At 71.8% G+C, this 26,128-nt stretch carries 16 protein-coding genes and 1 pseudogene; 9 read left to right on the top strand and 8 right to left on the bottom strand.

The annotated features are described in order from the left end of the window. Positions 1-383: 383 nt before the first annotated feature. The 5 genes from BL254_RS22440 to BL254_RS22420 are packed head-to-tail and all read right to left on the bottom strand — an operon-like array spanning position 384 to position 11,347. Positions 384-3,461: a TIGR03986 family CRISPR-associated RAMP protein gene (locus BL254_RS22440; RefSeq protein WP_076845012.1), complete on the bottom strand. Its 3,078-nt coding sequence runs from the start codon at positions 3,459-3,461 to the stop codon at positions 384-386. Beyond that, positions 3,458-4,255, bottom strand: coding sequence for a CRISPR-associated protein Csx19 (gene csx19 / locus BL254_RS22435; RefSeq protein ID WP_076845010.1), 798 nt, complete (start codon positions 4,253-4,255; stop codon positions 3,458-3,460). Before csx19 ends, BL254_RS22440 begins: the two co-directional genes overlap by 4 nt. Further along, entirely contained in the window at positions 4,252-6,300 is a 2,049-nt protein-coding gene (locus tag BL254_RS22430; RefSeq protein ID WP_052914912.1) for an RAMP superfamily CRISPR-associated protein, read from the bottom strand. Before BL254_RS22430 ends, csx19 begins: the two co-directional genes overlap by 4 nt. Next, complete coding sequence (locus tag BL254_RS22425) at positions 6,297-9,155, bottom strand: RAMP superfamily CRISPR-associated protein (RefSeq protein ID WP_047224778.1); 2,859 nt, start codon at positions 9,153-9,155, stop codon at positions 6,297-6,299. Before BL254_RS22425 ends, BL254_RS22430 begins: the two co-directional genes overlap by 4 nt. Further along, positions 9,152-11,347, bottom strand: a complete 2,196-nt coding sequence (locus tag BL254_RS22420; protein ID WP_076845008.1) for a Cas10/Cmr2 second palm domain-containing protein — start codon at positions 11,345-11,347, stop codon at positions 9,152-9,154. The genes BL254_RS22425 and BL254_RS22420 overlap by 4 nt, the downstream gene beginning before the upstream one ends. A gap of 392 nt (positions 11,348-11,739) precedes the next feature. Between BL254_RS22420 and BL254_RS22415 the strand changes: the two genes are divergently transcribed. Continuing rightward, entirely contained in the window at positions 11,740-14,061 is a 2,322-nt protein-coding gene (locus BL254_RS22415; protein ID WP_076845006.1) for a hypothetical protein, read from the top strand. A gap of 18 nt (positions 14,062-14,079) precedes the next feature. Here the strand turns inward: BL254_RS22415 and hisS are convergent, their stop codons facing one another. Further along, positions 14,080-15,399: a histidine--tRNA ligase gene (gene hisS / locus BL254_RS22410; protein WP_047224775.1), complete on the bottom strand. Its 1,320-nt coding sequence runs from the start codon at positions 15,397-15,399 to the stop codon at positions 14,080-14,082. A gap of 258 nt (positions 15,400-15,657) precedes the next feature. Then, positions 15,658-16,302 (bottom strand): nucleoside monophosphate kinase, encoded by a 645-nt coding sequence (locus tag BL254_RS22405; RefSeq protein WP_047224774.1) that lies wholly within the window; start codon positions 16,300-16,302, stop codon positions 15,658-15,660. A 654-nt stretch (positions 16,303-16,956) separates the two neighbouring features. Here BL254_RS22405 and BL254_RS22400 point away from each other — a divergent pair. The 8 genes from BL254_RS22400 to BL254_RS22365 all read left to right on the top strand — a co-directional run bounded on the left by BL254_RS22400 (position 16,957) and on the right by BL254_RS22365 (position 25,904). Further along, positions 16,957-18,558: a hydantoinase B/oxoprolinase family protein gene (locus tag BL254_RS22400; RefSeq protein WP_083731310.1), complete on the top strand. Its 1,602-nt coding sequence runs from the start codon at positions 16,957-16,959 to the stop codon at positions 18,556-18,558. 341 nt (positions 18,559-18,899) lie between these two features. Further along, on the top strand, positions 18,900-19,652 hold the full coding sequence (locus BL254_RS22395) for a hypothetical protein (RefSeq protein WP_052914911.1): 753 nt from the start codon (positions 18,900-18,902) through the stop codon (positions 19,650-19,652). 170 nt (positions 19,653-19,822) lie between these two features. After that, positions 19,823-20,752, top strand: coding sequence for a UTP--glucose-1-phosphate uridylyltransferase (locus BL254_RS22390; RefSeq protein ID WP_047224772.1), 930 nt, complete (start codon positions 19,823-19,825; stop codon positions 20,750-20,752). Between the two features lie 85 nt (positions 20,753-20,837). Next, a complete protein-coding gene (gene glp, locus BL254_RS22385) occupies positions 20,838-22,121 on the top strand; it encodes a gephyrin-like molybdotransferase Glp (RefSeq protein ID WP_047224784.1) in 1,284 nt (427 codons plus the stop codon). Then, entirely contained in the window at positions 22,118-22,639 is a 522-nt protein-coding gene (moaC, locus tag BL254_RS22380) for a cyclic pyranopterin monophosphate synthase MoaC (RefSeq protein WP_076845003.1), read from the top strand. The genes glp and moaC overlap by 4 nt, the downstream gene beginning before the upstream one ends. After that, positions 22,636-23,292, top strand: coding sequence for a MogA/MoaB family molybdenum cofactor biosynthesis protein (locus tag BL254_RS22375; RefSeq protein WP_052914910.1), 657 nt, complete (start codon positions 22,636-22,638; stop codon positions 23,290-23,292). The genes moaC and BL254_RS22375 overlap by 4 nt, the downstream gene beginning before the upstream one ends. Continuing rightward, positions 23,289-23,921, top strand: a complete 633-nt coding sequence (locus BL254_RS22370; RefSeq protein ID WP_076845001.1) for a GNAT family N-acetyltransferase — start codon at positions 23,289-23,291, stop codon at positions 23,919-23,921. The genes BL254_RS22375 and BL254_RS22370 overlap by 4 nt, the downstream gene beginning before the upstream one ends. 513 nt (positions 23,922-24,434) lie before the next feature. Beyond that, positions 24,435-25,904, top strand: coding sequence for a hypothetical protein (locus tag BL254_RS22365; RefSeq protein WP_371391197.1), 1,470 nt, complete (start codon positions 24,435-24,437; stop codon positions 25,902-25,904). Positions 25,905-25,912: 8 nt separating this feature from the next. On the opposite strand, the pseudogene BL254_RS27430 reads toward BL254_RS22365, so the two are convergent. Then, a pseudogene (locus tag BL254_RS27430) lies at positions 25,913-26,128 on the bottom strand (hypothetical protein); the annotation flags it as partial.

Here is a 26,128-nt window from a genome sequence, read left to right as displayed (position 1 = left end):
TCATATCACCCGATGTCATCACTCACAGTGCCCATCCCGCCGGACCCCGAGGGCCCGGCGTGTCGGGCCGGAAACACCGATCTTGAAACAGTCCCTCGTGCGGACCCGCCACCCACAGATCCAGGGACTGTCCGAGCGGCGGTGTGCCAGGCGGACGATGGCCAGGTGTTTCCGCAGGCCATCCCGATCCTCACCCCGAGAACAGGGATCAGGATTTTCTGCCGCTCCCCTGTGCTCATGAGATTGAGGGTGAAAGTGGCTGCTGTAGCGACCACTTGTTCCCTCAATCTCATGGTTCACCGATACTTCGGCTGGATGCGGAGTGGGGGCGTGCGGTATGGGTGACGTTTTGGAAGGGACCGCTGCCGTTGTCGGTCCTGTTGTTATCGGTCCTTTCCGGGGTAGACGGGGAGGGGGAGAGCGCCGAGGTCGGGGAGACTGGTGCCGCGGCTACCCTGGACGTCGCGGCCCTGCCGTTCGTTCTGGACGAACCACTCGAACGAGCGGCCGCGGGGGTCGGGCGGGACCGGGACGTCGACGCGCAGGCCAGTCGGGCGGACCCGTGGATAGTGCACGGGAGTGGACGGATCGCCGCTGGCGGCGGCGAGGARCGCCCGGATGTGTGGGACCCTCTCGAACTGCCCGGCATCGCCGCCGGCCACCGCCTGCCGGAACTCTTCGACGGTTTCCCGGGCCGCCGCGGGAAAACCGTTCGAAACAGGCTCGTCCGGAGTGATCGAGCGATAGTACTCAGCCCATGACTCGCCGGTGCGCAGGTCCGTACGGGCCGGGTCGACGGTGAGCCGGACGCTGCCGAAACCCAGCGGCTTGCCCAGGCCCAGCCGGTGGAAACGGCTCGGCTCATCGGTGCCCAGGTCGAGCAGCCACAGCAGCGCGCCCAGCTCGGCCCCGGTCAGATTACGGACGTCGACGGTGAAGGTGAACGTCGTGCCGGGCCGGACCCAGCCTTTTATCGACCGGTTCTGGTCGTCACGGTTCTCGTCCTGCGGCCCGCCCCTGGTGAGGGTGGTGAACGCGGTTCCGTCGCGGTTCAGCGGGTTCGCGCGTGGATTGTTCTCGGGTATCGCGGACTTTCGTGGTCGACGGTATTCCTGGTAGCGCCCGCCGTCCAGGATCTGGGTGCGGTCGGTGGCCGGGTCCTGCCAGTAGCCGTCGGGCAGGCCTGCGTGATGTGGGTAGACCTTGCGTCCGCGCAGCACCCGGCCTTCGGAGACGAACCAGCTTCCCTTGGGCAGCCCGGCCGGCAGCGGCGCGGGATGGCCGTTGCGTTCGGCGCCGAGGTAGAAACGGCCCTGGCCGGGTTTCGGCTGGCCGAGAATCGCCAGCGGCAGGCCCGGATTCTGGAAACGCTCCACGGCGGGCCCGCCGGCCGACGGCGGGAGGCGCTTTCTGTCGGCGGGCGCGTCCGACGCATGGTCGCAGCGCACCGGGCCGATGCGCACGGCGCCGAGCCAGGCGCCGGCCGGGTCGCCCCGGCCGTCCCCGCCGTCCCGCTCATCCCAGCCGCCGCGGTCGCTCCAGCCGCCGCGGTCGCTCCAGCCGCCGCGGTTGGAGCCGGAGCGCTTTTCGCGCCGGCCCCCGGCCTCAGCCCCAGCCCCGGCCCTGGGCCGCTCCTCGGTGCGGACCCAGCCGAACACCCGGTCCGCGGGGGACAGCTCGCTGATCGTGTCCGCGGGTCGCAGCGACGAGGGCAGCAGCTCGCTCGGCGGGACGCTGAACAGCTCGCGCGCGATCGTCACCGGATACAGGCTGTCGATCTCACCGCGGGCGTCCAGCCGGACATAGATCAGATCACCGTTGGTGAGTTTCTCCGGTTCCGTGCTCTTCGGCGGAACCAGGTGGCGGCTCGATACGAGTGCCCCGGGGGTTTTGGGGTCAGGCTCCTTCAGCTCACCGGGGCGGTGCGCCGCCGCGTAGCCGTTGATGATGTCGCGCCAGATGCCCCGCAGCCGCTTGTCGAGCTCGTAGGTCTCCCGCAGGTCGTTGTCCGGGTCGAAGAAGAAGACCCGTTCGTCGTGCTTGCGGTCGATGTTCCGGTTGGTGACGCACACCCAGCCGTCGACCACCTTCTCCGGGCCGAGCGGCTCGTACCAGGACGCCCGCGGCCGCTTCGAGGGCTGCAGCGGCGCGTGCCCCGGCTCCTGGCCGGGCTCGGCGAGCGCGCGCACCCACCAGAGCTGGAAGTCGGGTTCGTGGCTTTCCGACCGACGGTCCCACCTGTGATGCTGGACGAGCTGGATGCGCGCCCGGACCAACTGGCCATGCCTGGGCCGTGACCCGTCCGGCATCATGATGTTGAAGTCGGCCTTGGTGGCGGCGCGGTCGCGGACGTTGCGCGCACCGTCCGCCGTCCAGTAGCTCGGCAGCCAGGCCGCGTGCATGGGCGAACCGTGGCGGCCCTGATGGCCCGCGGGCGTCGTCCCGGGCAGCAGCTCGATCTTGGCGGCGCCGCCGTTGCCGATCACCCGTGCCGGGATGGAGGCGAGCCCGTCGCGGGCCGCCATCCGGTAGCCGAGTCGGCCGTTGTGACCGGTGAACACGCCGAACCGGGAGTTGGTCACCGCCTCGTAGGCGGTGCGCAGCATGCCCTTCACCGCGGTCGCGGGCAGGTGCGGCCGGGTCTCCTCGCGGCCGTCAGGTGTGATCACTTTCCGTTCCAGTACCGGGTATGTGGCGTGTCCGGTGTCCTTGGAGCGTTCGAGGAAGGGGGTGTCCAGCAGCAGGAGCGGTGTGCCCACGGTGAGGGTGACGCCGATCGTGCCCGACCAGCGGTACTCGCGGAGTCGGTCGTGACCGGGTAGGCGGTCGCGGTCGGTGGGGTCGCCGACGTCGCCGAGGGCCTGGTGCCGTTCGTCGCGGCGCGGCGCCGGGACGAACCCGTACGGGTTGACGAACGCGTTCAGCGGCTCGGGCGGGCGCTGCCGCGTCTCGCCCGGGATACCAGGGGCGCCCGTCTGCCACCCGCCTGACCCCGCACGGCGGGACGGCCGGGCCGGCGCCATGTGGCGCGGCGGCTGACGGGTGACCCGCTGCTGGGATGCCGGAGCCGGCCGAGGCCGCGGCCGTGTCGGCTGGGTGGGCGTGCCGCCCTGCGCTGTCCCGCCCTGCGCCGACGACCCGGCGTGCGCGCCTCCGGCCTGCGCCGATCCGGCCTGCGTTGGCCCGGCCGGTGCCGAATGGGACGAGGAGGATTCGGCCGCCGCGCTCTCGGGGGTGGCTGTGGCGGGGGCACCCTTGTCGCGGATGCGCTTGGCCCGGCCGCCCGTCCAGTCGTATTCGACGGGGCGGCCGGCCAGGTCCTCATCACCCAACGTGGCCAATGCCGGGTCGAGGAAGCGGCGGTCGAGGCGTCGCTCGCCTCCGCTCGCCTCGACGATGACGAGTCGGCGGGTGCCGTCCTGGGTGGTCTTCCAGCTCACGACGCCGGAGCGGCTGCTCATCGGGTCACCTCCGGGAGAGGGCCGGGCCGGCGGGGGCCGCCGGCGGTTGCGGGGCGCTCCAGCAGCGCGGGAAACAGGCCGACGAGCCGTTCCTCGGCGACATAGGCGTTGCCGTGCTCGGGCTCGGTCGTCACGTACTCGACGGTCTCCAGGAAGACGCATTCGTCCTCGTGGGGGGCGCGCGGCACCGGCACGTCGAGCAGGCCGATCCGGGCTTCGRCCAGACGCACCCACACCGGCCCGCTGGGAGCGTCCGCGCTCTGCGGGACGTCCGGGGCCTGCGAGGTGTTCGGGTTCTGCGAGCCATATGGACGCAGCGGTCGGCCCCACAGCAGGTATTTGTTGTCGATCCTGTCGATGGCTGTCAGCGGGGCGACGGGCCTGTCGGGCTCGCTGGGCTCATCGGGCTCGCCGAACAGCCAGCCGGGGGGCTGGCAGAGCGCCGGCGACTCCGACAGGAGCACGGCCGTACCGAGCCCGTCACGCTCGTGCAGCCAGCGCAGCTCCGCGTCCCGGTTGAAGATCCGCGCTTCGAAGACGGCGGCGGGGCCTGATGCCGGCAGCGGCAGTTCCCGTTCGGTGGACGTGTCGGCGACGCCGGCCCCGTCCGCGAACGAGCGGCTGCCGGGCACGGTCAGCCGGCCGCCGGACAGCCTGGCCACCGTGTACTTTCGCGCGCTCGCCAGCAGTGCCACGGCGTCGCCGATGTCGGCCTGGCGGATCGCGTCCGGCAGCGAGATCTTCGTCGACCTGCCGGTGTGCAGGGTGGTGATGGCGGCGGTGTGGGTTGTCACAGCGGCCTCCCGTCCGCGCGGTCCTTGTCGGGGCGCTCCTGATCGAGACGGTCCCGATCGAGGTAGTCCTGCCAGCTCCGGGTGTAGGCGGCGACCGCCGGCTCCCGGAGCAGATCGTCGAAATCACGTTCCGTGTCGGGGAGCCCGGGGAAGCCGCTGATTCTGACCGATTCCACGGCGATGTCGCCGTGGCCGCGGTTCACGCCGTGGCCGAGCCGGAGCCGTCCGGCTCGCAGGTCCCGCAGGACGAGGAGCAGCAGCGCAAGCGCCGGCCGTGCCAGGCCGTCGCCGTCCCCGTCGCTGCCTGCGTCGTTCCCGCGTTCCGTACCGCTTCCGTCGCTTTCGCCGGCCGTACTCACCTGGTTGCCGGAGTCCGCCGGGTCGCCGGAGTCCGCCTGGTTGCCGAAGCCCGCCGATGCGGTGTCGAAGCGGTTCAGCCGTCGCAGGTCGACGGTCAGGCGCAGGTCCTGCCAGGCGACATGGTGTGGTTCGAGGGTGCTGTACAGGCGCTTGTCCGCGGCGCCGCCCGTCCAGCGGTCGATGGCGACATGGTCGGCCTGGTCCATGCCGAGCTTCCGCAGGCGCTTACGGACCTCCGGCGGCACCTGGGCCCGGGCCTTGTCCCACGACCGGGTCGGGCCGCTGTCGGACGGCTCGCTCAGGCCGGTGACGTGCGCGCCGTTCAGCGCGCGCCAGAGATCGGCGGGGATGGCTGGCTTCGAGTAGCAGTCGTCCGCGCCGAGCGCCCCGACGCCGCGTGGCGCCCGCGCGGCGCGGCCGTCGCCACCATCGTTCCCGTTGCCGTTTCCTCCGCCGTATCCGTATTCGGTTCCGCTGGCGGCCGTGCCGGCGGAACCGAACAGGGCGTTCACCGCCGCGAGGTCGTCGAGCTGTTCCCGGAACCGGGCCGACCGCCGCGGCCCGGCCGGTACGTTGAGCGGATGGGCGGCGTCGCGGGCACGGGCGGTCCGTTCGATACGCTCCGCATGCGACCGCAGCGCACCCTTGATCGAGCTGCCGGGCAGGACGAGCGCCACCTCGTCGCCGCCGACCCCGCTGACCAGGGGAAGCGCGTCGATCGAGAGCCCGTCCACCGCGGAGCGCACCATCACCGGGGACGTCGGACGCCAGGCGATGGTCACCCTGAGTAGATCGGCGTCCGGGTCCCTGCCGCCGAGATCCGCCGGCGTCAGCGCGGTGCCGGCCGCAGTCCCGGCGGTCCCGGTGGTTTCGGTGGCCGGTGGCAGGCCGAGGGCGCTGAGCAGCCCGTCCATGCTGTCGAAGCGTTGCTCCACGATCTCCGGTTCACCGGCCAGGACGACGGAGCCGAGACCGCGGGTGCGGGCCGCGCCGAGCCGGACCCGGCCCCCGGCGAGCGCGAGCAGCAGGGTGCCGAGCATCGCCGTGGCCGAGTCGGCGTCCCGCTCCGGGTAGGGCGACTCCAGGTCGATGCCCAGCCGCAGGTAGGCGCCGCGGGGGAGCACGGCCCGGCCGTAGAGGAAGCCCTCGGCGACGGTCCCCAGCACCCGGTCGATGCCGATGCCCGTGCGGGCCTCGACCCGGGACGGTGGGAACGGGGAGTCGAGATCGGTGCCGGTGGTGACCAGACCGTCGTGCACGACGATCCGACTCGTCGAGCCGTCGTCGGAGCCGCCGGAACCGCTGGAGCCGTTGTCGGAGTTCTGCCGGGAACCGTTTGCCCGGATGCTGTTCTGCGGAACGTTGCCCCAGATGCCGTCGAGGACCAGCCGGTCGGCGATCGAGCGGCCGGCGAAGGCGCGCAGCGCGCCCGCGAGGCTGGTACCCGGTACGTACAGCCGTGACAGCCCGTCCACGGCCAGCGCCAGGTCGATGGACGGGTCGTCGCCGACGCCTCCGACGTGCAGCGGTGTCTCCAGCCGCAGCCAGCCGCGGACCCGCAGCCGGCGGACCATCGCCCGCCCGGCGCGCTCGGTCCGCCTGCCGGCCGGGGCCGCGGGTGGGACCGGCGGTGGGCCGGCGGGCGCGGCGGGAACCGGTCCGGCCGCGCTGTTCGACCTGGTCATACCCTCACCTCGTCGTGGATCCGGTCGTCGTGGACCTGGTCGTCCGTGCTGCCTGGCGCGTCGGCGCCGGCCACCGCCCGGTGGTGGGCGCTCAGACAGCTCGTGACGAGCGTGCGAACCGCTTCCGCCCACAGCCCGGTGTCGTCTCGCAGCCGCTGCGCTCCGTTGTCGGTGATGGTCAGCCCGTGGGCCGCGTCCTCGTGGGCCGTGTCGCTGTCGCCTCCCGGGCCGAGGCCGAGCAGCACCCAGACCCTGGAACGGTCCCGCAGCAGCGGCCTGATCCGCCGGTACGCCCGCTGACAGGCCGGGCCYGACCAGTTTTCGGCCAGGCGGTCCAGCCAGTAGTCGATCTCGTCGTCCTCCTCCAGCCGGCTCAGGACGGCTCGCAGCCCGCCGAGCTGGGTCGGGTTCACCCGCTCGGCGGCGTCCCCGCCGGTGGCGGTGAGCCCGAGCGCCTCCTGACGTCCCTCGGGCGTCGCGGCGATGGCGGCCGAGGCGCGCCGGATGTGCGCCCGCCACGCCTCCCGTTCGATGACCAGCGCCGTCGCGTACGCGGCCTGGTCCTGTTCGGTGACGAGCGGCATCTCATGATCGCCACCGGGTGGCGGGTACGTCCGTAGCCGGCCTGGGCGTGCCCGCAGCAGTGGGTCGTCGACGGCGATCTGGCCGAAGCCCTCGGCGGTGCGTTCGCCGATGCCGGCGGCCAGCACCTGGTCGAGCCTCTCGCGGGAGAGCCGCCCGCGCACGGTGAAGGTCAGGACGCTGCCGGCGGTGAGCCCCAGCAGGGTCGGGCGGGGCAGGCCCCAGCTCCGCTGCCACGACTCGGCCCGTCGGACCGCTGTCGCCCGGTTGATCAGCCACTCGGAGGCGGCGGCCTCCTGGAGCTCCAGGCGTACCCCCAGCCCGGCGCCGAGCTGGTCGGCGAACTCGCGGGGGTCGGTCGACGGGCGCAGCCGCCGGTCCCGGATCAGGACGTCCGACAGCAGCCAGACGGTGATCGTCCCATCCTGGCCGGTGTCCGCTCCGCTGGCCCGCGCGTCCGGCGCCGGGGATGCCGGTGGCGTCGCGGTCACCGGGGATGCCGTGGCCGTCGGGGACGTCGTGGCTGCTGGGGACGTCGTGGCTGTCGGGGGTGACGTCCACGGCGCCGGCGGGCCCTCGACGGCCACGGTGACCTGCCCGTAGTCGTCCTTGGCGGAGCGTCCGAGCGCCCACGCGCCGGCGAGCGCGGCCTGCGCCCCCGCGGGCAGCAGGCCGGCCCGTACCCGGACCTCCGCCCGCAGCATCGACCCGGCGGCGAGCGCTTCGTAGGTGTACAGGCCGACCACGTCCGCTGTGGGCCGCTGCCGCCGGTCGTCGATGACGTTGTGGGTATGGATCGTCAGATGCCGTTTACGGATGGTGATTGCGGGCGGGTTCGGTTCGTCCGCCGTGGGCGCTGCCGTGGGCTCCGATGCGGGTCCCGGCACGGGCGCCGTCCCAGGTTCCGGCGGTGCCGCACTGACAGGCGCCGTGCCGACATGGTCGACAGGTGACGCGCCGACATAGGTGCCCTTGTACGCCCTGGGCGCGGCGCCCGCTTCCGACGGCGTCTCGACCAGCCGGTTGACTGCCGCGGTCTCGTCGTCCTTCGGGTGGAGCCAGGTCCGGGGCAGCGGGCGGCCGCGCTCGCCGGCCACGTCGACGGTCGCGTTGGTCACGACGAGGTCGCCGACGCGGGCGAGCGCGTCGGGATCCCATCCGCCGGCCGCCCCGCGGGCCGCTCCATCGGCCGTGGCCAGCCGCCGCAGGACGCCGGGCAACAGCACCGATCCGGGCACGAAGTCCAGCGACCGCACGGCGTTGCCAATGGTGCGCTCCTGCGCGATCAGCGGCGTGTCCAGATGTATCCGCAGAGCGATGCTCTCCCAGTCGGAGCGGTCCGGACGCCTCGGGGCGGGTGAGGCCGCCGTCTCCTCGGGCACGGCGGGGACGGGCGGGGCGACGCCGCCGCGTGCCCGCAGCCAGGCGGCGACGTCCTCCAGCGTCGGCAGCGCCGGCACCGGCGCCGGCGCAGATGCTTCGGCCGCGGCGGGTTCGACCCGGGTGACCTGGGTGACGTCGAGGCGGCAGCGGCCCGAGCCCCGCCGGCGCTTGCCGCCGATGGACTCCACCAACCGTGCCCCGAGCAGCAGCACCGCGGTGGCCGCCCACCGGCCGTCGTCGTCCAGGCCTGCCGCCCGGCCCGCCCCATGGCCCGCCTCGTCGGGGCGGGGGGCCGACCAGCCCGCGAGCGTCGCCCGCGCGGTCAGTTGGACGCCGCAGCGCGCCATCTGCTCGAAGCGGAGGAACTTCTCCGCCACCCGCCCGGTGTCCGGGTCGATCTTCACCCCGGGGCGGACGAACGTGGTCGCGTCACGCAGCGCGCGCCGGCTGTCCGGGCGCAGCGCTGCCGCGAGTTCCGCCGGATACCGTGCCGGGCGCACCGACAGGGCCGCCGGACGGGGGCGTTCCCCGGCGGGCGCGTCCCCCACGGACAGGGCGGGCTGGCTGCCGAACAGGAACTCGACCCAGGCGTGCCACCCCCCGGTCGTGCCGGCGGTTCCAGCCGCGTCGGCCGGTGCGGTGGCGTCCGGGAGCGGGGCCGGGGAGCCGTCGAGCGCGGCGGCGGCGAGCTCGCAGGCGTCCCGCCACACGCCGGTCAGGGTCTTGCCGGGCACGAACGGCAGGCCGTCGTGGTCGGTGTTGACCAGTTTGTTGACCCCACCGGGAACGCCCAGGCCGGTGCCGCAGTGCCAGTCGCTGTCCATGTGCAGGACCAGTTCGAACGTGAGGTCGCCAGCCGGGTGCGTGGTCGTGTCGTGCGGCTCTGTCATGCCGATGCCCCCGTCGTCGTCGGCTCGCCGTCCGCTCCCGCCGGGAGGTGGTGACGGTCGTGTCGCCGGGTGTGGTTGTGCCGGTCCGGGAGGTCACCCATGAGGTGGACCGCGTTCATCGCGTCGAGCAGCCCGGTGACCGGCGGTTCGATGACCTGGCCCGGCTGTCCGTCGAGCAGGCCCTGATCGCTGATCCGCCAGAACAGCGACTCGTCGCCGCCGGCCGCGACCGTGCCGGCGGCGGAGCCGTCGCGGGCACCGGAGCCGTCGCGGGCACCGGAGCTGTCCGGGACGTCGGAGCTGCCGCGGGAGCCGAGGCCGTTGGGGGAGCCAGGGCCGGCGAAGAGATCGAGCCCCCGGTCGCGGTAGCGCGCCAGCAGTTGGCGGAAGCGGCCGTCAGCGGCGTCCCGTCCGGAGAACAACGCCTCCCGCAGGTCGTGCATCTGGCTGGCCGGCAGCTTGCGGTCGTCCGCCCCGGCCGTCGGGTCGATACCGGTTCCGCTGGCCCCGGTGCGGCTGGCCCCGGTGCGGCTGGTGTCGGTTCCGGCGGCCGGGTCGACGGTGGCGGTGAGCGCCGCCACCCGCCGGGCGAGGTCGTCCCAGTGCCGTCCCAGCGTCCACGGCTCACGCATGTCACGGGTGACCACGTAGGGCTGCGCGTACAGCAGGGCGCGCAGCTCCCGGCGCCGCGACGGGTCGGGCTCGGCCGCGATGTCGGCCGCGCCGGGCGCGACCCGCATCCGGTCGCGCAGGTGGGCGGGATCGCTGCCACCGCTGTCGTAGAGGACGTGGAAGGAGAACGCGGACGCCCGCGGCCGTATCCGTGTCCGGCTGCGGGACTGCCGCGCTCCTCCCGGCGCCGCCGACGGTGTGTCCGGGGCCGCGGAGCCGTCCACGGGGTCGTCTACGGAGCCGTCCGCGGATGGCCCGTGGGGCACCGAATACCGTTTGACGGTTTTCTTCGCCTCCTTCGTCAGTTCCTCGGCCAGGTCGTAGGCGGCGGAGAACGGGAAGTGCGGTTTGACGACGGCCACCCCGGCGCAGGCGGTGAGCCCGTCCGGTGCCTGTTGCCGGATGTCCGGATGATCGCGGGTGGCCTCCTCGAAGGCGACGAGATACGCCTCGGTGAAGGCCAGCGCGACGGAGCCGGTGCAGATCACCGTGAGGTCGTCGCCACCGAGTACCAGCGGCAGCACCGGCACTTCGCCATCGACGTCGTGACCGTGGGGGAGCACCTGCTTGCAGTGCGCCAGTGCCACACGGAACGCCCTGACCGTGCACGCGTCGACGGCTTTCGAGAACGGCCCGAGGGCGTCGGCATAACGGTCGCTGGTCGGGCTGCCGTCGCTGGCCGGGCTGTCGCTGTGCTCCGAGCTGTCGCTGTGGACCGCGGCGTCGCTGCCGCCTGGTGTGTCGCTGCCGCTCGGCGTGTCGCCACCGCCCGCGGTGCCCAGGTCGGTGAACAGGTGGCCGAGGCTGTTGCCGTCCGCGTGGACGACGGCGACCCAGTCGGGCACGCCCTCCAGATGATCGGCGATCCTCTCCAGTTTCTCCTTCGAGATCTCGGCGTTGTCCGCCAGCCGGCGGAATCCGGCGTCCCTGGCTTCCCGCTTGGCCAGGGACGGGCGGGCCCGGGGCTGGCGTGATCGTGGGCCTTCACCCTCCGTGATCACGTCGTGGGCGGGCAGGCCGCTGGCCGCGCACTCGTCCACGATCGGGATGCGCGGGAAGCGGCTCGCCGGGCCGGGCCGGTCAGCTCTGACCCGCGGCAGCGCCTCGTGGACCTCGCGGCACCGCCTGGCGAGCAGGCTGACCGGTGGCCGGTCCGCCTCCCGGTGGATGCCCTCCCAGTCGAAGCGTTCGCCGACCACGCCGCACACATCCAGGCCGGGAGCCTCCCGCAACGCCCGTGCCGTCACCCTGCTGACCAGGGCTCTTCCCCTGCCCGGGTCGCGGACGACCACCTTGCCGCCGCCGGCCGCGGCCACCAGCAGCTGCGCGTCACGGCCGTCGATGATCCGCCAGTCCGGGTCGAAGCCGGGGAACTCGTCCCGCAGCGCGTCACGCGTCCAGCGTTCGAGCCGGTAGATGAGCTCGGAGGCGCCGACGTTCTCCCGGCGCTTCGTGGTCTCGAAGATGAAGCTCTGGTTCCCCGATGTCTCGATGAGGACGACGTGACAGGTGACGCCCATCTGCTGGTCCTTCCCGTGCGCTTCCCGTGCGCTTCCCGTGTTGCCGTGCCCCGCGTGCCGTCCTCCCGCCACCGGGACGACGGTTGCCCGGCCACTCACTCCTGACGGACGAGGCCCGCGGCCACCGGAGTTTCAATCCCTCCAGGGATGTCCACCCACCCGTCCCTGACGGATGGGACCGCGGGCTGCCCCTGACAATCGCGACTACTCCGGGTAGGGATCTCTGCTTCCCCCGTAACCGCCGGTCCCGCCCTTGAAGGAACGGGATCGGGACCGGCGGTCCCCCACCCGTATCTGACGGATGACGCGGACGGCGGAGACGGACAGGACGATAGGCCACCCGTCCGTCAGGAAAAGGTGACGGGTCGACCAGCGACCACGAAGGGTGAGACATGATGGTCACTGACCGCCAGACCATGAGCGCCTGCCGTATCCTCGTCCATCTCAYCGGTGCCGCCGACCTCGGTGCGTCATCCGGGGAGCAGTTCTGGGAACGGCTCGCCGAGCTCGTCGCGGCCGGCCCGGACGAAGCCGGACGCCTGTTGACGACGAGCGTCGACCCGGCACGAAAAACACCGCTGATCGCGGTGTTCGCGGCCGGCGCCCCACAGTACGACCGGGTCGTTCTCGTTGTTACCAGGCCCCGTGCCGGCCAGCCCGCTGATGCGGGCCAGACGCTTTCGCTCGGCGAGGTGATCAAGGATCGGCTGGAATTCGACGGCCTGTACGGCGTCGGTTTTCCACCGGGGGCCGTCGAACTTCTCGAAGCCGACGGGCCATATCTCGCGGGGACTCGGCCGGTGATACGCCGGCGGCTGCGAGAGCTTCGTGACGCTGGTGTGCTGTTGCACGTCGACATCACTTTCGGCGGCGGCGCCACCAACGCGGCGATGGGGTTGGTGATCGGGGCGCTCGAAAGCGAGGTGGAGCCGCATCTGGTGCTCCTGGCCGAGCGTGGTGGCCACCGCATCCTGCCGAGCGAGAAAGTGCCGAGCGCGAACGAGAACGACGACCGCTGGCTCGTCCGGCACCGGTTCTATTCGTCTATGGTCACCCGTGACCCGGACAATGCCGAACTGTGGCAACGCCGTCGTGACCGTCAGATCCTGGTGGCCGAGAGCGTTGATGGCATCGACGAGAACGATACCGGCGAGGAGGAGCTGGCCAGGGTTCTCCTGGAACGGATCGACCGGCGTGAGGTGGTCGACGGCATGCTCTTCGACGCGTGGCTGAAAGCCCGCGTCCGTAACCTCGCAGCCCGGGACGGTTCGGCCGGCGTCGACGCCGATCTCGACGCGTGGCTCGGCGATCTGATCAGGCGTCGCTTTCCCGACCGGCGAACCCGCGCCGCGGGAGACAAACTGTTTCCTCCTGAGATCAGGAAGCTACGTGCCGCGCGCGCCGCGCGGGGAGCGCCGACGTCCGCGCTCGATCTGCTGCTTGAGCCGCGGGCGCGGGACGCCGAAATGGCGGCCAAGGATCTGGTACACGTGAACCGGACCAACCCGCGAGACCTGGGGATCATCCGCCGGTTTCTCGAAACCCAGAGTTATCTGCCCGGGTATGACGAGAAGATCGTGGAACTCGGTTATCCGCGGTGGAGTTATCTCGGTAGTCGGCGCGCTCTGATCCTGCTTGCGCTGGGCGCGGATCCGATTGAGGGCGCCGACCCGCCGACGCCCCGTCTGGATGCCCTCATCCAGCAGGCGCAGCGCGAAGGCGTCGAACCGCTCATCCGGATTCTCGTCTCCGAGCAGAGTGAGCCCGTCGGCCGGCTGTGGGAGACGAAGGCACGCAGAAGTGACGTCGACTGCCGTGTCATCCAGAAATGCGGGACGGATTTCGACGATCTCGACCACATTCGCTGGGACGTCTGGGACGCGCTCCAGGCGGAAGGCGATCTCGACGCGGTCAAGGAGGTCTGGGCCGTCGTGGGCACGGGCCCGAAACCGCAGGGGCTCGGGGTGTTGCTCGCCGGTATCGAATGGGGCCTGTCGGCTGCCTGCCCGACCCGGCTGGTGGCGATACGGCGTGACGCCGCGGGCTCGGACAGGTCGATCGTCGAAATCGACCAGGACGCCGTGCTCAACCGTGTCGCCGGTGACGCCGAACTGGCTCGGGTCGCGCTTTCCGCGCTCGAGTGCCTGGACGTCAGCGCCGCGGTGGCACTGCTCGGCCAGGGCTCCGCCCAGTGGTTGCGGCCTCTTGCCGACAGAGCACGAAGGCTGGCTTTCATCGGGCCGTCCACGGCGCCCGACCCGCGGTGGCTGGCATCCATCGGTCTGCCGGACGACCCGGCGCGCCTGCCGTTGCTCCTCCTGCGAGCCCGGCTCYACCTGGTGGAGCCGCTGGCGGAGAGCGATCCCTGGGGCTGTGCAGTGCGGGCGGCCGTGCTGTGCGAGGGAACGCTGGGCAAGAAAGGCGGAAACGGCTGGTACACGCTTCACCAGCACATTCCCCAGGCCAGGAAGATCGCCGAATACCGTAACGCCAGCCCGRCCTCGCACGGGAAGGAAAAGGCCGCGCGGACGGGACGGGCTGTCGTTCCCCCGTCCGCGAAGGAACTGCGGGAGTGTCTGCGCGGCCTGCGCGAAGGGCTCAGCGGGCAGGTGACGGTCGACGGCGCGGGGCTGCCGGACACCTGGGACGCCGTGCTCGTCGACGAGCACGAGCGGCTGCGAGGCGAGCTGCGGGCGTTCACCGCGGCTGCCTGACCGCGGGACAGCGCTGGGTCAGGGGCGGTGCCAGGTCTGGGGGTCGGCGGTGAGCTGTTCGCCGCTGGCCATGTTCTTGACCTCGTGCGGCTTGCCGTCCTCGAACGGTGGGAACCAGACGAACGGGATGCCCTTGCGTGACGCGTAGCGGATCTGTTTTCCCAGCTTGTCGGCCTCGTGGTAGGTCTCGACGTTGTAGCCGCGGGCGCGCAGACGTGCGGCCGTAGCCCTCGCCTCGGCCCGGCGGTCGTCGTTGGGGAGCACCACCAGGATGTCGCTGGGGCAGCTGGCGGCGGTTTCCAGGCGTCCCTCGGCCAGGAGCTTGGCGAAGATCCGGGTGAGCCCGATGGATATCCCGACGCCGGGCAGGTGACGGCGGATGAACGACCCGGCGAGGTCGGCGTAGCGGCCGCCCGAGCAGATGCTGCCGTAGTCCGGCCAGTCGACGAACTTCCCCTCGTAGACGGTGCCGGTGTAGTAGTCCAGGCCGCGGGCGATGGACAGGTCCGCCACGATGCTGCCGGCGGGCAGGTCGGAGAGCTCGTCGAGGACGAACGACAGTTCGTCCAGACCTTCGTCCAGCAGGTCGGAGGTGACGCCGAGTCGGCGGATGTCGTCGGCCACACCGGCGTCGCCGCCGCGGATGTGGGCGAGGTCCAGGCAGGCGGTGATCTGCTCGGGGGTGAGCCCGAGCGTGCTGGCGAGCAGTTTCTCGACGCCGGCGGTGCCTATCTTGTCCAGCTTGTCCGCGATCCGGATGACGCCGAGCGGGTCGTCGATGCCGAGCCCGGCGTAGAAGCCCTGCAGCACCTTCCGGTTGTTGATGTTGATCGACCAGGCGGGGACGCCGAGCCCGGTGAGGATCTCGTGGGCGATGCGGGGGAGTTCGGCGTCGAAGTACAGCGGGACGCGGTCGACGTTGATGACGTCGATATCACACTGGGTGAATTCCCGGTAGCGGCCTTCCTGTGGGCGCTCGCCGCGCCAGACCCGCTGCACCTGGTAGCGCTTGAACGGGAAGACCAGGTCATTGAAGTGCTGTGCGACGTACCGGGCGAACGGCACGGTGAGGTCGAAGTGCAGGCCGAGCCGGGCGTCGCCGTCGTCACCGTCATCGGCCTGCAGCCGGCGCAGGGTGTAGACCTCCTGCGAGGTCTCTCCCTTCGCGAGCAGCACGTCGAGGGCTTCGACGGACGGGGTTTCGACCGAACAGAAACCGTAGCGCTCGAAGGCCCGGCGGATCTCGTCGAGCCAGCGCAGCTCGATCAGCCGCACCTCGGGCAGCCACTCGGGGAATCCGCTGACCGGCGCGGGCCGGACGAGCTGCTCGTTGCCCATAGCGGAAACGTTCTCCTCTCGAGGACTACCTGACGTCGTGCACCGGATACGGTGGGGCACCGCATGTACGTCCCGGCCAGCTGGTCGGGATGCGTCTGAATCCAGCATGACCCGCCGGCCGTACCGTATCCCTTGCGCCACGACGTAGGGACGGACGTCGTGGCGCACCACGCGGCGACGGCTGCGCGCTGGCCCGGTGTCGGTTCCGCGTCGGCCCGGTGCCGGTTCCGCTCCGGCGCTGTGCCGGTGGCCGCCGGGCTACGGCAGCTTGGGCAGGTCGAAGTGCTCGCGGATCTCGGTCTGGACGTCGACGGCCGGCCGCCGGGCGTCGATGACCGCCACATACTCCTTGCGTTGGAAGATCTCCATCACCGGTCTGGTCCTGGCGTGGTATTCACGCAGGCGGACCTCGAGCGCCTCGGGGTTGTCGTCCGAGCGGGTCAGCAGCTGGCCGCCGCAGACGTCGCAGGTGTCCGCCACCCGGGGGCGGCTGGCGATGAGGTTGTAGTCCAGCCCGCATCGGGAGCACAGGCGTCTGGCCAGCACCCGCCGGTAGACCTCCTCGTCCGGCAGGTCCAGGTAGATCACTCCGTCGATATCGTAGCTTTCCAGGAAGAACTCGGCCTGCCGGGCGTTACGGGGGAAACCGTCGATGACGAAACCGTAGTTCCAGTCGTGACTGGCGAGCCTGTCCCGGACCACCGACTCGACCAGGTCGTCACCGACCAGATGGCCGCTGGCGACGATGCGTTTGACCTGGGCGCCCAGTTTGGTATGGCTCTGCACGTTCCAGCGAAAAATGTCGCCCACGCTGATATGGACGAGATCAAGGTCGTCGGCGAGCATTTTCGCCTGCGTGCCCTTGCCGCTGCCCTGCACGCCCATGACGACGAACTTGCGCATACCCACCTCCGACTACCAGAAATCCCCGGTCCCCAAGGATTCCCCGTTACGTGCGATGTTCTCCCCACGGCCCGGCCGCGGGCCGGCGCGGTGCCGTCCCGTCGGTCCACGGGTCGGCGCCGTCCCGCCCTGGCGCTGGTCGGCCCGCCCGGTGGCAGGCTGCGGCACGGTGATGAGGCGGCCGGTTCGGACGCCGACCGGCGGACGCGCGCGGGAGCGTTCCAGCCGCGTCGGAAGCCGTGCCGCCCGCAGTCCTGGTTCGCTCGACAAAGCGCCGTTCCTGTTCCCTGCCGTTTGTTTCTGGCCGCTTTGTTCCCGGCCGCCGCCCGCCGGCCCCGCGCCGACCGGAACGAGGCCCGACCGTACCAGTGCCCGTCCGGGCCGGGAGGTACGCACCCGGGAAATCTTCGTACTCGCCGGTGAAACGGCGCAAAATGACCTTTTCGATGTCCCCGGTGCGGCGGGAACGGGCGAAGAACGACGTTTTTTCGGATATTTGACGAATATTACTGGTATCGGCGGTACCGGTGGGCGGGCCATGCTGGTGGCCGTGGCCGTGGCCGTGCGCCCGGTCGTGTGGGCTGGCGCCAGGCGGGCCGCCGGCATGGCCGGCCGATTCGTGACAGGCGTCCGATAGCGGGCGAAGATGGCCGGGTGGACCCGGTGACGCTGTCGGTACTGGCGAGCGGGCTCGCCGGGATCGCCGAGGAGATGGGGACGCTGCTGGTCCGCAGCGCCTACTCGTCCAACATCAAGGAACGTCGCGACTGCTCGGCCGCTCTCTTCGACAGGGCCGGCCGGATGATCGCCCAGGCCGCGCACGTCCCCGTGCACCTCGGCGCCATGTACGAGTCGGTGCGGGCGGTGGCCGCACGCGGCGCCCTGCCCGGCGAGGTGTGGGTGCTCAACGACCCGTTCGCCGGCGGGAACCACCTGCCCGACGTCACGCTCGTGTCACCGCTGGCGGCGGACGGCGAGATCATCGCCTTTGCCGCGACCCGGGCGCACCACTCGGACATGGGTGGCATGCGCCCCGGGTCGATGCCGGCCGACTCGCGGGAGATCTACGCGGAGGGGCTCATCATCCCGCCGGTGCGGCTGATCGCGGACGGTGAGTGGCGCACCGACATCCTCGAGCTGATCTGCGCGAACTCGCGCACCCCGCAGCTGCGCCGCGGCGACCTGCGGGCCCAGGCCGCGGCGAACCAGCTGGCCGGCACCAGGCTGGCCGAACTGATCGAACGCCGTGGCCTGGACGTCGTGCTGACGGCGTTCACCGAAGTGCTGGCCTACGGCGAGCGACGGTCCCGGGCGATGATCGCGGGGCTGCCAGACGGCCGGTACACTGCCGCCGGCGAGGTCGAGGGCGACGGCGTGACCGACGACGACATCCCGATCCGGGTGGCGGTGACGATCGACGGCGACGCGCTGACGGTCGACTTCGCGGGCACCTCGCCGGCGGTGCCCGGCAACGTGAACTGCCCGCGGGCGGTCACCCGGTCGGCCTGCTGTTTCGCGCTGCGGGTGCTGCTGCCCGAGGACGTTCCGGCGAACGACGGCACCTACGCCCCACTGGAGGTACTGACGCAGCCCGGATCCCTGGTGGACGCGCGCCGGCCGTCCGCCGTGGTCGCCGGCAACGTCGAGACGTCCCAGCGGATCGCCGACACGGTGCTGGCGGCCCTGTCCCAGGCCGTCGCGGCCCGCACGGCCCGCGGGGCTGGTGGGCCCACGGCGGGCGACGGGGCCGGGCGGCGCGGGCCCGGCGACGGCCCGGTCCTGCCCGCGCAGGGACAGGGCACGATGAACAATCTGATCATCGGCGGGCGGGGGTGGACGTACTACGAGACGCTCGCCGGTGGCCAGGGCGCGTCCGCGCGCGGGCCGGGGCCGTCCGGTGTGCACGTGGGCATGACCAACACCCTGAACACCCCGATCGAGGCCCTGGAGCTGGAGTACCCGATGCGGGTCGAACGCTACGAGCTCGACATGGCCACCTCCGGGGCTGGTCGGCATCCCGGTGGCGCGGGGCTGGTGCGCTCGATCCGGGTGCTTCAGGAGGCCACCCTGTCGTTGCTCACCGACCGCCGCCGGCACGCCCCGCGGGGCGCTGCCGGCGGCGGGCCGGGCGCGGTGGGGCRCAACGAGGTGGACGGTGTGCGGCTGCCTCCCAAGGCAGGTCTGGAACTGGCGGCCGGGTCGGTCGTCACGATCCGTACTCCCGGCGGCGGCGGCTGGGGCCCGTCCGACGGCTGAGAGCTGAGGGCTCCCGCCAGGGCCACGGCGGCTGCCGGGGACGTACGGATCGACATATGGATCTGGGCCGCATATCCGGTCAAATCGATATCGATCTTTGGTCGGGGTGATGCCGCGTACGCGGCATCGTTATGATCCGTTTTTGGTTCGATGCTGTGACGATGTTGTTACAATGTTATTTTTATAATCTTTTGTTGGTTGACTTGGTTATTTCTGGGGTGTAGCTGCACGGAACGTACTCATGGTCGAACCGAAGTCCGTTCATGGGCACGGTGAGTCACGGTTGGTGGGTCACGGTTGTGAGGCCACGGGGCTGCGCCCGTGGCCACGGGGGAGGTCCGGTGGACACGGTGGTGCTGTCGTCGCTGGCGCGGTCGTTCGACGCCGCCCTGCTGTCGGCGGGTGCGCGGGCGGATGCCGCCGAACGGGCGTCCGCATTCGAGAATCTCGCTCTCCGCTACTGCGAGCCCGGCCGCTTTTACCACACGCTGCGTCACGTGAGTGAGACGTTGGCCGCGCTGCGGCTGCTCGTCACGGCCGATCGGGACCGCGGCCGGGAGCAGGACCGGGACTGGGCAGGCGGCCGAGAACGGGACGGCGGGTGGGCTCGGCCGGGCGGAGCGGACAACCCGACGTCCGCGCTGCCCGCCTGCAGACTCGCGGTCTTCTTCCACGACGCGGTCTACGACACGCGGACGAGTGACAACGAGGCCCGATCGGGCGAACTCGCGGCCGCCACATTGACCGCTCTGGGCTGTCCACGGTCGGTGGCCGTCGACGTCGACCGGCTGGTGCGGGCGACCGCGACCCACCTGTCCACGGGCCCGGACGAAGCCGTGGTCAACGACGCGGATCTGCGGGTGCTGGCCCGGCCGGCGCCCGCGTACGACGTCTACGCCCGCAGGGTGCGGCGGGAGTATGCCTGGGTCTCGCAGGAGCGCTGGGTCTCCGGCCGGGCCGCCGTGCTGCGCACGCTGCTCGATCAGCGCGTCTACACCACGCCCTGGGCGTCCCGGCACTGGGAACCGATGGCCCGGGCCAACCTGCGCCGGGAACTCGCCGGCCTGCGCCGCGAGCTGGCCAGCCTGCCCTGAACACGCACGACAGCGGTGACAGCGGTGACAGTGGTCCTGTAGGCGGAAACCGTCACGACAGCGACCGTTTCCGCCTACGGCTACGGAAGCTGTAGGGAAGCTGTAGGTGAAACCACTGTGGCCGCGATGGAAACCACCGACCCCTCCGTCGAGCGGCTATGGTTTCGCCCATGTCAGTAAAGAAGGCGGTGATTCCGGCTGCGGGCCTCGGCACCAGGTTCCTGCCGGCGACCAAGTCCCTGCCCAAGGAGATGCTCCCGGTCGTCGACCGGCCGGCCATCGAGTATGTGGTGGAGGAGGCTTCCCGCGCCGGTCTGCGGGATGTGCTTCTTGTCACGAGCCGCACCAAGAAGGCGGTGGAGGACCATTTCGACCGGGAGGCCGAACTCGAGGCGGCCCTGGAACGCAAGGGTGACACGACCCGGCTGGGACGCATCCGCGCGTCGGCCGAGCTCGCCGAGGTGCACTCGGTCCGCCAGCAGGCCCCGCGGGGGCTCGGCCACGCCGTGCTGTGCGCGGCCGGGCACGTCGGCGACGAGCCCTTCGCGGTCCTGCTCGGCGACGACCTGATCGACGAGCGTGATCCGCTGTTGGTGGAGATGCTCGCGGTGCGGGAGCGTTTCGGCGGCAGCGTCGTCGGCCTCATGGAGGTTCCAGAAGATCTTGTCTCGTTGTACGGGGTGGCGACGGTCGACCCGACGGCCGTCGGGCCGGCGGGGGAGCGCTACCAGACCGTCCGCATCCGGGACCTGGTGGAGAAGCCCCCGGTCGACGAGGCGCCCAGCAACCTCGCGATCATTGGCCGGTACGTCCTGTCACCAGCGGTCTTCGACGTGTTGCGGCGGACGCCGCCCGGCCGTGGGAACGAGATCCAGCTCACCGACGCCTTGCGGACGCTGGCCCACCTCGGCGACGATGCGGGCGAGCCCGTCCACGGGGTGGTCTTCACCGGGCGCCGGTACGACACCGGTGACCGGGTGGACTATCTCAAGGCCGTGATCCGGCTCGCCTGTGAGCGGCCGGACATCGGCGGGGAGCTCTACCCGTGGCTGGAGGAGTATGTCTCCGCCGGCGGCCCCAAGGCGGACCCCGGTCCGTGAGAGCCCGGCCGGTGACAGGTCCGGTGACAGGTGTGGTGGCCGGCGGGCCTGGCGGCGTGGAGGCGATGGGCGTGAGGCGATCGACGTGAAGTCGGTGGACGCACACCTCGCCGACATCCTCGCCGCGGTCGGCCCGTTACCCCCACGGCCGTTACCGCTGGGCTCCGCCCACGGCTGCGTGCTCGCCGCCGACCTGCACGCGGCCACCGCCCTGCCCGGGTTCGACAACTCGGCCATGGACGGCTATGCCCTGCACGCCGCGGACGTCGCCGGCGCCGGCCCCGACCACCCGGTGACCCTGCCGGTCACCGGGGACATCCCGGCCGCGCCGGGCACCCCGGCGCCGGTGGCGCCCGGCACCGCCGTTCGGATCATGACGGGGGCGCCGTTGCCGCCCGGCGCCGACACCGTCGTCCAGATCGAGTGGACCGACGGCAGGATGGACCAGGTCACCGTGGCGCGCGCGCCCGTGCCCGGACAGAACATCCGGCGGGCCGGGGAGGACGTGGCCGTCGGCGACCTGGTCCTGCCCGCCGGGCGGCTGCTCGGCGCGGCCCAGATCGGCCTGCTCGCGGCCCTGAACGTGGCGGCGCCCACCGTCCACCCGCGTCCCCGGGTGGCGGTCCTGTCGACCGGCAGCGAGCTGGTCGAGGTCGGTGGGACGCTCGGACCCGGGCAGATCGTCGACTCCAACAGCCACGCGGTGGCGGCGGCGGCGCGGGAGGCGGGCGCGCGGGTCCGGCGGCTTGCCGGCGTGCCCGACTCCCCGGACGCGTTCGCCGCGCTGCTCGGCGACGTCCGCACCGACACCGACGCTGTGATCACTACCGGCGGGGTGAGTGTGGGCGCCTTCGACGTGGTCAAACAGGTCCTCGCCGCCGCGGGGACGGTCCGTTTCGAGCGGCTCGCCATGCGGCCCGGGATGCCGCAGGGATTCGGGGTGCTCGACGGTGTGCCCGTGTTCACCCTGCCTGGTAATCCGGTCAGCGCGCTGGTGTCGTTCGAGCTGTTCGTCAGGCCCGCGTTGCGGCGGATGCGCGGGCTCGCGTTCGTGCACCGTCCGACGCTGGTGGTCACGACGGCCCAGCCGGTGCGGGCCGCCGCGGGCCGGCGCTCGTACCTGCGGGTCCGGCTGGCCGATGGCGGCGAGGGCCGACCGCCCGTGGCGCATCTCACCGGTGGCCAGGGCGCCCACCAGATGTCGGCGCTGGCGGCCGCGGACGCGCTGTTGATCGTTCCGGCGGACGGCGGTGAGGTGCCGGCCGGGCGGGAGCTGACCGCGCTGCTGCTTGACGACGAGGTGACGGCTGCCGGCCGCCTCGGCGGGGCGCTGCCGGCCGACCGGCGGCGCGTGGAGGTGGGCGGGTGACCGAGCCGGACGGGCCGAAGCTGACCCACGTGGACGCCACCGGTGCCGCCCGGATGGTCGACGTCTCCGCCAAGGAGGTGACCGCGCGGACGGCGACGGCCCGCGGCTGCCTGCGGGTGGCCCCCGCCGTCGTCGACCTGCTCCGCGGGGCCGGCGTGCCCAAGGGGGACGCGCTCGGGGTGGCCAGGGTGGCGGGCATCATGGGCGCCAAGCGCACGTCCGAGCTCATCCCGCTGTGCCATCCGATCGCGCTGTCGGGGGTCCGGGTCGACGTCGACGTCCACGACCACGGTGTTGAGATCACCGCGACCGTCCGGACGACGGACCGCACCGGTGTGGAGATGGAGGCGTTGACCGCGGTCGCGGTGGCCGGGCTCACGCTGCACGACATGGTCAAGGCGGTCGATCCGGCCGCGACGCTCACCGACGTCCAACTGCTGGTGAAGACCGGTGGGCGGTCGGGTGACTGGCGGCGCCACCCGGCCACCGCCGCGCCGGAYGCGGGAGCGCCACGGTGAGCCAGGCGGGGACGCCGGCCGGGCCGCCCGGAGAGCCGCCAGGAGAGCAGACAGCCCCGGGAACGCCGGCCGGGTCGTCGGGGGTGCCGGCCGGGGCCCGCGCCCGGGTGATCACCGTTTCGGACCGCGCGCACACCGGCGGGTACGCCGACCGCTCCGGGCCGCTGGCGGCCGGGGCGCTCGGCCGGATCGGGTTCGCCGTCGACGACGTGGTCGTCGTCCCGGACGAGTCCGACGCGATCGTGGCCGCGCTGACGGCGGCGGTGCGCGCCGGGGCCCATCTGGTCGTCACCACCGGCGGCACCGGGCTCGCACCCAGGGACGTCACACCGGAGGCGACCCGGCTGGTGATCGACCGTGAGGTTCCCGGGCTCGCCGAGGCGCTGCGCGCGGCCGGCCGGGCGACGGTCCCGACGGCGGTCCTCTCCCGCGGGATCGCCGGTGTGCGGGACGGAACGCTGGTGGTGAACCTGCCGGGCTCCACCGGTGGCGTCGCCGACGGGATGGCCGTGCTCGCCGGCGTGGTCGGGCATGCCGTTGCGCAGATCAGGGGCGGCGGGGAGCATCATCACGCCGGCTCCCGYGACGGCCGTCACGATTACGCCGATGACGCGGCGGACGCCGGCCGGAGCCCGCGGAAGAAGACGGGATGAGGGCGCCCGGGTGGCCGGTGAGTCTCACGGACGGGCCGGTGGGTGTGCGTCCCCTGCGGCTGCGCGAGGCCGCGACCTGGGTCGACATCCGGYTGCGGAACGGCGACTGGCTCGCGCCGTGGGAGGCGACACCGAAGGCTCTGCCCGCCACCGATGACGCGTGGGCGCAGCGCCAGACCGTCGGGGTTTACCTCCAGATGGTGCGGCGGTTGCGGCGGCAGGCACGTCTTGGTCAGGCCCTGCCGTTCGCCGTGACGTTCGAGGGCCGGCTGGTAGGGCAGATCACCGTTTCCACGATCGTTCGTGGCGCGTTGAACAGCGGCCATGTCGGTTACTGGGTTGACCGTATGTATGCCGGCCRTGGGATAACCCCGACCGCATTGGCGCTGGTGGTGGATCACTCTTTCACCGCGGTGGCGCTGCACCGGGTGGAGGCGCACGTCCGGCCGGAGAACACCGCGAGCCGGCGGGTGGTGGAAAAGCTCGGKTTCCGCGAGGAGGGGTTCCACCGGCGCTATCTGGCGATCGGCGGGGCTTACCGGGACCACATCAGCTACGCCATCACCATGGAGGACGCTCCGGAAGGGCTGCTGAACCGCTGGCACAGCGTCCGCACGCCAGATAGCTGAGATCAACAGCGCCTACCCGACATTAACTGAGAGTAGTCAAACATCTACTTTCAGATGTGACGTCGGCCACACGTAGGGATGGTTGTCGTGGTTTGTCTGTCCGTTAAGATCCTTTTGTGCTGCGTGAGTCGCCGTTTCGTGATGTTGGTCGGCCCGGTTGGCTTTTCTCGACCTCAATTCAGTTACTAAGCGTGAACGTGATGTGGGCTGCGATGCCGCGACACGCGCTCTTCGGGTCGGTGACCGGACGGTATTCGCTCACTAGCGTTCCTCGAAGCGCCTGAGGATAGAGGCGTCGCGCCGCCGGGCGTCCCTATCCTCCCCGGCGCGAACGCCCATGATCGGGCCGCCGGAGCCCCTCGTTTTCGGCGCGGTCGACATGCGGGGTCCGGGTCCGCCAACGTCATCTTCGATATCCGAGTCGGCAGGAAGGCCACCGTCCATGGTCAACTCGCCTGTACGGCAGTCCGCGCCGCCTGAGGCTCGTACGGACGCTTCGTGGTTCGCGGTCCGATGCCGTCTTCCGGACACGCGGTCATGAGCGCGCTGATCTGGCTCGCGATCGTCGCGGTCTGGGGTTTCGTGCTTATCCCGATGTGGGTGAGGCATCATGACAGCACGCTGGAACAGCGATCGGCGGAACGTTTCACTACGGCGATGCGCGTCCTGTCACGCCGAGGGGCGTCGCGGCTGGACAGGGAGTTCGCGATGCGGCCGGCTGCTTCTTCTGGTCCGGGTGACGATGATCCGGACGACGGTGAGCCGATTCGGATGGCCGAGCAGGCTCGGCCCCCCACGTCGGCTCGGCCCCCCACGTCGGCTCGACCCCTCACGTCGGCGCGGCCCCCCACATCGGTGCGGGTCACGCACGGGCCTGGTGGGAGCCCCGGCGGGCAGTGGCGTGGTGTTCCCGTGGCACGTCCGCCCGCTTCCCCGACCCGTCCGCATGCCGCCGCTGGCACGAACACCGACCGGCGGGCTCTGATTCGGCTGCGCAGGCGGCGGCTGTTCGTCCTGCTGGCCGTGATTCCGGTGACCGCGTTGCTCGCCGGGCTGCTGGGCGGCGTGTGGATCGCCATCCAGATCCTGGCGGACGCGGCTGTTGTCGGCTATGTCGCGCACCTGCGCAGGACGGCCCAGGCCGAGCGGCGGCTGCGCGCCTCCCGCTTCGCGCTGGACCGGCGGATCGCCGCCGAGCGCGCCGTCCGGTACGGCTACCGGATGCCCGGCCCGGGTGCCGCTGGCACCGGCCTTGGTGGTGACGCGGGCGGTAGCGCAGCCGGGCCCTGGGCGTCTGATAGCGAACCGTTCCGGCTGTCCGACCCGGCCGCGGGTCCCCATGGCGCGCCCGCCGGCCGCGGCGTCTCCGAAGACGATCTTGCGGTGGCGAACGCACAGACGGTGGATCTTTCGCGGGTCGCCGCTGCCGCCGCCCGGACCATGGCGGCCGGTGGCTTCCCACGAGGACAGGTCCTTGAGGGCACCGTCATCGACGGCACGGCTGTTGACAGGTTCACTGTCGACAGGTCCGTGATCGACGGTCCGGCCGCTGGTGGCACGGCCCACGGCCAGGCTGCGGACGATCCCGCCCGGCGCCGGACGGCCACCGCGCAAGTCGCCGCAGCTGACGCCGCCAGCGATCCGGAGTACGCACACGCCGGCCCCGACGACGTCGAGTTCGCCGCGGAGGCCGCCGGGAACGCCGATGCCGACGGCTCCGCGGATGCCGCTGAGGCGGATGGCGCCCAGGACCCCGGGCAGACGCCCGGGTCGGCGGGCGCTGCCCGGCCGGCTGCCCGGACAGCTGGCCGTCCGAACACCTCCAGGCCGGGCCGGGTGCAGGTCAACCCACCGGGGACACATGGCGGGCTGACCGCTGGCCCGACAGCGACATCGGTACCCGGCTCGCAGCAGCCCGCGTCGGGCAGCGACGATCCGGGCGAGGCCGACGAACTGTTGCGCAGGCACGCGGTCGGAAGCTGACCGGCTGGCTACCGCGGCATCCCCACGAACGCTGCGGCCCCGCTGTCCGGGTAGCCGTTGAGACGGCCGTGAGGGTGCGGCCACTGATGGTTGCGCGATCGGCGGATACCCTCAAGCACCGGACACCCTCGTGCCGGGTATCCGGTGAGCAGCGGGTATCCGGTGAGCAGCGGGTATCCGGTGAGCAGCGGGTATCCGGTGAGCAGCGGGTATCCGGTGAGCAG

The sequence above is a fragment of the Protofrankia sp. BMG5.30 genome (assembly GCF_001983005.1).
GTDB classification, from domain to species: Bacteria; Actinomycetota; Actinomycetes; order Frankiales; family Frankiaceae; genus Protofrankia; species Protofrankia coriariae.
The sequence above is the reverse complement of the archived record's forward strand: the minus strand, read 5'-3'. Positions and strand labels throughout refer to the sequence as shown.